The organism is Micromonospora sp. 15K316 (genome assembly GCF_004348525.1).
In the GTDB taxonomy this organism is placed as follows: Bacteria; Actinomycetota; Actinomycetes; order Mycobacteriales; family Micromonosporaceae; genus Micromonospora.
The window spans coordinates 1-4300 of sequence record NZ_SMKG01000341.1; the positions used below are offsets into that span (position 1 = coordinate 1).

Sequence of the window (4300 nt, forward strand, 5' to 3'; positions counted from 1 at the left end):
CTTCTCACCTCCTGCGGCCCCCTGCGGCCCGCGTGGGCCGTTCGGCAACACCGGCCCTGCCCTCGCAGTGGGCTACGGGCCTTCGTGCGCCTCCTGGTTGCGAAGAACGGGTGAAGGTATGTCCGCCTGGCCCCGGTCACCCCTGGGACTCGTCACCGGATCTCCCTGCCTATCGAGGCGGACGCGCGGGGCGGGGCGTGGGTTTCGGGCCGGCTGACTTTCCGCCCCGGCGCCGTAGGCGGCCGGGGCGGCGGCTCCGCAGGAGCCGTTTGCCGCGCCCCGGCCCGCGCCGCGCGGAGCGTCTTGATCTAGTTGTACTGCCCAGGGAGGTTGGTTAAGCGGTTGATGGGTGGGCGTTTGCCGATCGCGGTGTGGGGCCTGTGATGGTTGTACTCGTGGAGCCAGGCGGGCAGGGCTTTTCGTCGGGCTGACTCGCTGGAGTACATCCGTTTGAACGCCCAGCCGTGGGCCATGGTGCGGTGGAAGCGTTCGATCTTGCCGTTGGTCTGCGGGCGGTAGGGGCGGGTGCGTTTGGCGGTGATGCCAAGCTCGGTGCAGGCGTCGCGCCAAGCGTGGCTGCGGTAGCAGCTGCCGTTGTCGGACAGCACTCGTTGAATGACCACGCCGCGGTCGCTGAACCAGATGGCGGCCCGGCGCAGGACGGCGACGGCGGTGGCGGCGGTCTCGTCGTCGTGGACCTCGGCGTAGGCGACGCGGCTGTGGTCGTCGATGGCGTTGTGCACGAAGGCGGTGCCGATCTTCGGGTTGTGGTGCTTGTTGCGTGGCTTGCCGGCGGTAGCCGCGCGGTTCTTCTTGCCTTCGACACGACCGACGTAGCGCCAGCCACCACCGTCGGGGATGTTCCCGAGCTTCTTGACGTCGACGTGCAGCAGCGCGCCGGGAGTCGGGTGCTCGTAGCGGCGTACCGGTTCGCCGGTGACGCGATCGACGTGCGAGAGCCGATTGAGCCGGCATCGCGTCAGCACGGCATGCACGGTTGATGAGGCCATGCCGAGCCGGTCGGCGATCGCGACCGGTCCCAGGCGGTGTTTCCACCGTAGGTGCACGACCTTGCGGACAAGTGGTTGCGGTGTCTTCCTTGGCTGCGACGCGGGCCGTGACGAACGGTCCTGCATGCCGGCCTCGCCGGCCAACCGGTAGCGGTCAGCCCACCGCTTCGCGGTCGGCCATGACACGTCGTAGCGTTCGGCCGCCCGCGCGATTGGCCAGCCCTGGTCCACCACGAGCTTGGCCAGACGCAGCCGGGCACGCGGAGTCAGCGCTGCGCTAGCGTGAGACACGAGGACCTCCTGGTCTGTGGTGTGGTTGCCTTCAGCAGCTCCACTCCACGACAGGAGGTCCTCGCCAATCAAGATCCGTCAGGTCATGTCGTCACACGACCTCAACCAACGTGCCTGGTCAGTACATCTAGTACAGGCAAATTCGGCAACGGACCACCGGTAGCGCCCGGGCGACCTGACCGGCACGACACATCGACTCTCGGTCATCGCCAACTGTAAGAGCCGCCACGGAACTTTCGGCCTCTACCTCGTGTGCCTGCCGTGGGACCGTCGAACGCGTCACGCGCTGCAGCCTGGCCGACTGCTTCACCGGTCCGCGGTTTGCCTCTCGGCCGGCTCGAACATCGCTCTTCCTCACTGCCCGCATCGATCAACGTGCGACGGAGGGGCTCCGTACAACAGGTGCCGGCTTGTAGCGTCAAGAGGTGGCAGGGCGATGCGGGACGGCGCGGAGACCGGGTCGCATCAACGATCATGGACGGCTTCTGAAAGACTTGGAGCCATGAACGAGGCAGGTTCCCCCACGAGGCAGCGTCTTACCCCCAAAGTGATGCTGGTGACCGCTGCCGTACTATTAGCTGTTGCCATTTTGGCGGTCGCCATATACCCACGACTCGTTGCAGATGGTATCGATGGCGGCGTAATGTCGACTATCCGAGCGCTTGGGATCGTCTCGCTCGTTGGCGCCGTACTATTGGCAGTAGGTGCGATCGTTCGTCGGATCACTAAATAGCCTGCATAGAGGGCTGGAAAGGGTCGGGCATTACTTGCCCGACCCTTTCTAGATGCTCCTGCTGATCAAGTCTAGGTGTCTAGAAATTGACCCACGAGCTACATGAGCCGCCGCCGTTCACGAAGCAGGTGCGCACCCGGTAGGTCTGGCCGGAAATTTGGTAGGAAGTGTCGAACGTGAAGTTCTGACTTCCGCCAACCTTCGCCACAACCTGCTTGACGGTGAACCGGTAGGTCACGTTGTTGTTCTGGGCGGTGACCAGCGTCGGCCCCGAAACGACCGACACTTCCTCGCCGATGCCGCCGCCTGGGATCGTGGTCGGCAAGGCCACCGACAGATCCCCCACGTAGACGTAGCCCGTCAGGGGACCCTGAAGCTTGCATACGGGGGCCTTGGTGACCACGTTGTGGAACAGGAAAGCTCCGAAAGTGACCTGCGAGAAACGCGAGGCTGACTGGTCGGACAGCTCGCATTCCCGTAGGCAGCGGAAGCCGGACTGGTCGTGACGACGAGTCCGAGGGCGGAGAACAATAGCACTCCGACCAGCGCGATCAAGCGCTTAGTGATACTCATGGTAAGCCTCCCCAGGAACCATGACGAGCGACTTTCGCCCTTCGAGGGACCACACTTCCATCAATCCCTTGCCTCAGTCAACCATCTGGCCGTGATGCAATCCACTCATGCAAATATTTTGCTCACTAACAGTTATCTGTGCTGCAGGACGCCGCCGTTCCTGCCACCTTGAGGAAAAATTAAGCTTTGACAAGTCGACCATTCGGCGCAAGGCGACCGATCTGGTAAGATGCGCGGAACGGCCGATTGCCACGCCGGCTCAGGTCGTCGCCCTGGTCGAAGCCATCACCCCGCGCTACCGCACCGCTGTTTTGATCGCTGCGTGGTGCGGCCTGCGGCGCGGCGAGATCGCTGGTCTGCGCGTCGCGGACGTGGACCTGACGGAGCACACGATCACCGTGCGCAAGGCGCGTGTGGAACCGCTGCACGCTCCTGGGCAAGCGTTCGACAAAGATCCCAAGTCAGAGGCAGGGAAGCGCACGATCACTATTCCGCCGCACGTCGTGCCGCTGGTTCGGCTCCACGTCGACACCTACGCGGGTAAAGATCGGCTGTTCGTGAGCCGTGACGGAACTCCGCTACGTGGAAACACCTTGTATCAGGCGTTCGTCCGGGCGCGGAAGCAAGTCGGCCTCGATGACCTGACCTTCCATGACCTGCGGCACACCGGTCAGACCCTCGCCGCCCAAACCGGCGCGACCTTGGCCGACCTCATGAAGCGGCTCGGGCACTCGTCCATGGCGGCAGCTCGCCGGTACCTGCACGCCGTCGACGGACGCGACCGAGAGATCGCCAAGGCTCTATCAGAACTCGCCGCGCACGGTGATGTCGCGCGACTGCCCCGCCACATCACAATGCGGAGCTAATCGCACGGTCCATCGCACGACGAGCTGCGGCGGCCGTCTGACCTGCGGAAATGTGGGTGCCTGAAAATCGGAAGGTCGGCGGTTCGACCCCGCCCCTGGCCACATAGCCTTTCGCCGGGCTACAGAGATCCCCACCAGCGGAGACGCGGTGGGGATCTTGCTTTTTGCGAGGCGGCGTGACCGGCGCGATCCACCAGGTGACGCGGATAGGGTCCGACGCATGACGATTGCCCGCTCGATCCTGCTCTTCGTCATCGCCGCGCTCGCCGAGATCGGCGGGGCCTGGCTGGTCTGGCAGGGCTGGCGGGAGCACCGCGGGCTGCTCTGGATCGCCGCCGGGATCATCGCGCTCGGCCTCTACGGCTTCGTCGCCACCTTCCAGCCCGACCCCAACTTCGGCCGGATCCTCGCCGCCTACGGCGGCATCTTCGTCGCCGGTTCCCTCGCCTGGGGCATGGTCGTCGACAAGTTCCGTCCCGACCGCTACGACGTCATCGGCGCGGCCATCTGCCTCGTCGGCGTCGCCGTCATCATGTACGCCCCGCGCAGCTCCTGACGTCGCGCACTGCGGCGGTCGGGCCTTCGCTCGCCGCCTCCCGGGCCGCCGCCGGCCGTCGAGCCCATTCTCAGCTCGTCGAGGTCGGGCCTCCCCAGGGACGGCCCGGCTACGAGGATCGGTCCTTCGACTCCGAGCCGTGTTGGGCCATTCCGGCCCGTATCGCGTCCCAGACGCTCCGGCCCACCTGCCGCAGCGCGTCACCGGCCTGCTCGGCAAGGTCGCCCGGGTTCGGCACCGGCCACCCGGCCCCGCCCGGCTGCCCCTCGCC

The 4300-nt window shown here is 65.7% G+C and carries 4 protein-coding genes; 2 read left to right on the forward strand and 2 right to left on the reverse strand.

Features of this window, described 5'->3' with window-relative positions:
• Nucleotides 1-308: 308 nt before the first annotated feature.
• Nucleotides 309-1301: an IS481 family transposase gene (locus tag E1211_RS31015; protein WP_132353625.1), complete on the reverse strand. Its 993-nt coding sequence runs from the start codon at nt 1299-1301 to the stop codon at nt 309-311.
• 812 nt (nt 1302-2113) lie between these two features.
• Nucleotides 2114-2437 carry a hypothetical protein gene (locus E1211_RS31020; protein WP_132353627.1) on the reverse strand — a complete coding sequence of 108 codons (324 nt, stop codon included), beginning with the start codon at nt 2435-2437 and terminating at the stop codon, nt 2114-2116.
• A gap of 277 nt (nt 2438-2714) precedes the next feature.
• On the opposite strand from E1211_RS31020, the gene E1211_RS31025 reads away from it, so the two are divergent.
• Entirely contained in the window at nt 2715-3473 is a 759-nt protein-coding gene (locus tag E1211_RS31025; protein WP_132353629.1) for a site-specific integrase, read from the forward strand.
• 220 nt (nt 3474-3693) lie between these two features.
• Complete coding sequence (locus E1211_RS31030) at nt 3694-4029, forward strand: YnfA family protein (RefSeq protein WP_132353631.1); 336 nt, start codon at nt 3694-3696, stop codon at nt 4027-4029.
• Nucleotides 4030-4300: the final 271 nt, after the last annotated feature.